1 protein-coding gene is annotated in these 1324 nt (G+C 48.5%); it reads right to left on the minus strand.

The features are described 5' to 3' along the window. Window positions 1-135: 135 nt before the first annotated feature. Window positions 136-1266, minus strand: a complete 1131-nt coding sequence (locus EK369_RS22755) for an actin (protein ID WP_127116273.1) — start codon at window positions 1264-1266, stop codon at window positions 136-138. Between the last annotated feature and the right edge of the window lie 58 nt (window positions 1267-1324).

Genomic DNA, 1324 nt, shown 5'->3' on the forward strand with positions numbered 1-1324 from the left:
GCGCCTGGGCAGTGCAACCACCGTCGCAGTGTGTTGTTGTTTCTTATTTTTGCTGATGGATAATAATGCTACAGTTGGTAAAGTAATAATACAACAGTAGTGATGATAATAAATAATGAACAGTCCAGGTACTGTTTAGAAGCACTTGCGGTGGACGATTCCAGGGCCGGATTCGTCGTATTCTTGCTTCGAGATCCACATCTGTTGGAAAGTGGAGAGAGAAGCCAAGATGGATCCACCGATCCATACGGAGTATTTCCTTTCTGGGGGTGCGATGATCTTGATCTTGATGGTGGATGGAGCAAGAGCGGTGATTTCCTTTTGCATACGGTCAGCAATACCAGGGTACATGGTGGTACCACCAGAGAGTACAGTGTTGGCATACAAGTCCTTACGGATATCAACGTCGCACTTCATGATGGAGTTGTAGACGGTTTCGTGGATACCGCAAGATTCCATACCCAAGAAGGAAGGTTGGAAGAGAGCTTCAGGACAACGGAACCTTTCGTTACCAATGGTAATGACCTGTCCATCAGGCAATTCGTAGCTCTTCTCCAGAGATGTGGATGCAGCGGCGGTGGCCATTTCTTGTTCGAAGTCCAAAGCAACATAGCAAAGTTTTTCCTTGATGTCCCTAACGATTTCTCTTTCAGCGGTGGTTGTGAACGAGTAACCTCTTTCGGTCAAGATTTTCATCAAGTAATCGGTCAAGTCACGACCAGCCAAGTCCAAACGGAGGATGGCATGGGGTAAAGCGTAACCTTCATAGATGGGTACTGTGTGGGATACACCATCTCCAGAGTCCAAGACGATACCGGTGGTACGACCGGAAGCGTAAAGGGAAAGTACGGCCTGGATGGCGACGTACATGGCTGGGGTGTTGAAGGTTTCGAACATGATTTGGGTCATCTTTTCACGATTGGCCTTGGGGTTAAGAGGAGCTTCGGTCAAGAGGACGGGGTGTTCCTCAGGTGCAACACGCAATTCGTTGTAGAAGGTGTGATGCCAGATCTTTTCCATGTCATCCCAGTTGGTAATGATACCGTGTTCAATGGGATATTTCAGGGTGAGGATACCTCTTTTGCTCTGGGCTTCATCACCTACGTACGAGTCTTTTTGACCCATACCGACCATCACACCCTGATGCCTGGGGCGACCTACGATCGAGGGGAAGACGGCCCTTGGGGCATCGTCTCCAGCGAAACCGGCTTTGCACATACCGGATCCATTGTCTACGACCAACGCAGCAACATCATCGTCACACATGGCTGATAGTGTGTTTTTTTACTCGTTCGAATGAAATAAAGGGACTGCTAACGCTAAC

The sequence above is a fragment of the Shimia sediminis genome (assembly GCF_003990645.1).
Classification (GTDB): domain Bacteria; phylum Pseudomonadota; class Alphaproteobacteria; order Rhodobacterales; family Rhodobacteraceae; genus Shimia; species Shimia sediminis.